Source organism: Mesorhizobium sp. M0898 (assembly GCF_040319695.1).
Classification (GTDB): domain Bacteria; phylum Pseudomonadota; class Alphaproteobacteria; order Rhizobiales; family Rhizobiaceae; genus Mesorhizobium.
On sequence record NZ_JAMYOE010000108.1, the window covers coordinates 1 to 3,078 of the forward strand.

General features: G+C 60.3%; 1 protein-coding gene. It reads left to right on the forward strand.

Annotation, left to right across the window (positions count from 1 at the left end):
• Positions 1–280: 280 nt before the first annotated feature.
• The coding region (locus NKH90_RS34320) for an amino acid adenylation domain-containing protein (RefSeq protein WP_352823724.1) at positions 281–3,078 on the forward strand (2,798 nt) is incomplete at its 3' end.

Here is a 3,078-nt window from a genome sequence, read left to right on the forward strand (position 1 = left end):
GGATTCGATTAGCATTCAGCGCGGTTACTCCCGAGCAAATCCGAACCAGTGTGACAGGTTTAGGCCGCTATGTGGCGCGGCGGTTAGGGCGGGAACTGCCCAGCTTAGTGGATGGACTGGCCGAGGGGTGAAGATGGCACGTCAGTCTTCACCGAAGCGCGCAAGCGCTTACGAAACAGGCGATTGGACTGGGCAAGGCCCTGCAGCCCAATCAATCTCCTCTAGCGTGTTTGTTGGCCGTGGTACGCTCGCAGTTAGGTGCGCGCAGCTGGCAATGGAGATGGGCCACCTCATTGGCGCGGCGCTGTGTGGCGACGCTATATTCGCAGAGTGGGCGGCTCGCGCCAATATCCCCTGTATTGCGAGTGTTGACGAGCTCTGCTCTCGTTTGAAGGCCGAGCCGGTGGATTGCATTTTCTCCGTTGCCAATCCGCTTATATTGCCACCGGACATGTTTGGGCGAGCCCGACAAGGTGCTTTCAATTACCACGACGGTCCACTGCCACGATATGCAGGAACTCACGCGACCTCCTGGGCGCTGCTGGCCCAGGAGAGCGAGTATGCCATCACGTGGCATCGTATCGATGATGGTGTTAATGCGGGTGAGCTGGTGGTTAGGCGCCAAGTGTTAATTGCGCCCACCGACACGGCGTTGAGCTTGAACCTCAGATGTCATGAAGCCGCGGTCGAGGGCTTCCGCGAGCTTTTAACTGGCTTGGCGAAGGGAAAGCTTACTGCTCGTCCGCAGGCGCTAGTCGACAGAAGCTATTTTCCGAGACGTCGACGCCCAGATGCGGCAGGCTGTCTGCGATGGGATCGATCCGCGCGAGATTTGTCAGCGATGACCCGTGCACTAGACTTTGGGCCGTATAATCCCAATCGATTGTGTCTGCCCAAGGCTTTCGTGGGTGATGACGTTGTCATAGTCAGGCGCTTGGAGGTGTTGCCTCGACGCTCGGGCCTTCCGGCGGGTTCCCTGCTTGAAATCCACTCCGGCCACTGGCGTGTGGCGACGGGTGCGCAGGATGTTGATGTTTGCTTTGGCGGCCCCGATGGTCAGCTGCTGGACGCGCGAGACCTCGCCAGGCATTCCAATCTGAATGAAGGTGATCGCCTGCCAATTTTGAGCGGTGATCAGGCGCGGAGCATAACTGCCGCCCATGAAAAGCTGGCGCCTTCAGAGGATTTTTGGCGACAGCGGCTTGAGCAGTTTAAAATATTGCAGCTTCCTTTTCTATCGGCGTCCGTGGCTGAAGCGCCGCACAGATGGCAGTCGAGCTCGTGGTTCATTCCAAGTGCTTTGGCTAAACTGGCGCCACATGATCGCACGGAATACCTGGTAACGGCTTGGCTGATCTATCTCGCCCGTATCGCGGGAGAAACAGAGCTTCAACTGGGATGGACGCCTGCATCGGATAGATCGCAAGCCGGTTTGAAAGCGGTGGAGGTGCTTATCGCCTCTGTCGTGCCGATGGAAGTTACCATTGATCTTGCACATGATTTTGAGGAAATGCGCAAAGCGGTGGCGGCCGAATTCGCTCAGCTGAGGGCGCACGCTAGCTTTGCCCGGGATCTTATCGCGCGCTGCCCGACATTGCGAGGTGTGGAGGCGCTACGGTCGCACCGGCCCTGGCCGCTTGGCATCACGATTACAGCAGATAGTTGTTCTGCCGCTGGCGATCTAGCTTCGAACGCGAGTTCTGAGACAACCCTATCCGGTGATTTGCTGACATTCGAGCTTTGCGCTCTGGATGGGAGCTTTCGATGGCACTTTGATGCAAGTCGATTGGCACCGGAGCAGATCGACCGCATGACGCAGCATTTGCAGAATCTGTTGTGCGCTGTGGTTGCCGATGCCGGGCTGCCGGTCGGCCGGATTGAACTGCTGTCGCCCGAGGAGCGGACCTACCTTTTGGAGGAGCTGAACCGGACGGACGCGGCCTATCCGTCGGATCTTTGCATCCACGAGCTGTTCGAGCAACAGGTCCGCCGCACGCCCGAGGCGGTGGCCTTGGTCCATGAGGACGAGCGCCTGAGCTATGGCGAGCTCAACGCGCGGGCCAACCGGCTGGCGCATCATCTGATCGGGCTCGGGGTCAAGCCGGACCAGCCGGTGGCGATCTGCCTGGAGCGCAGCCTGGCGATGGTGGTGGGTGTCTTGGCGATCCTGAAGGCGGGCGGCGCCTATCTGCCGCTGGACCCGGCCTATCCCTGCGCGCGGCTGCGGCAGGTCCTCGCGGATGCCGCGCCGCGGCTGCTGCTTTGCGATGCGGCCGGACGCGCCGCGCTCGGCCCTGAGGCGCTTGTCGATGTGACGGTGGTCGATCTGGAAACGGCCACTCCCACCTGGGCCGAGCTGCCGGCCTGCGATCCCGAGCCGCGCGCCCTTGGTCTCACCGCGCGCCATCTCGCCTATGTGATCTACACCTCTGGCTCAACCGGAACCCCAAAGGGCGTCATGGTCGAGCATGGAAGTCTGGTCAACTATTTGCATTGGTCGGATCGCAGCCATTACGAAGAAGCCGGCAACGGTTCGCCCATGCTGCTGTCGTTCAGCTTTGATGCTGGCGTTACGACCTTGTTCGGGCCTTTGTTGGCGGGCGCCAAGCTTCGTCTTGCCAACCCCATTGCCCAAATACATGCGCTTGCTGGTTTAGAGGATGGTCAGACCTATGATCTAATCAAGCTGACCCCTTCGCATCTAAGCCTGCTGAACAAGCGGCTTGAAGCCTACAAGGGACCAGCCCCGACCAGAGCACTCATGGTCGGTGGCGAGGCCTTGATCCCGGCAGACATGCAGTTTTGGCAAGAGCATTTCCCGAACGTGCGTCTGATCAATCATTATGGTCCGACAGAAGCGACGGTTGGATGTGCCACATTCGCAATATCCGACGCTGTCGAGGGGCTGGCCAACGTCCCGATTGGTCGTCCGATTGCGAACACGCGGGTGTATCTGCTGGACGGTCATGGTGGGCCGGTGCCGTTCGGGGCGGTGGGCGAGCTCTACATCGGCGGGGCCGGCGTTGCGCGTGGCTACCTGAACCGGCCGGAGCTGACGGCCGAGCGGTTCATCGCCAG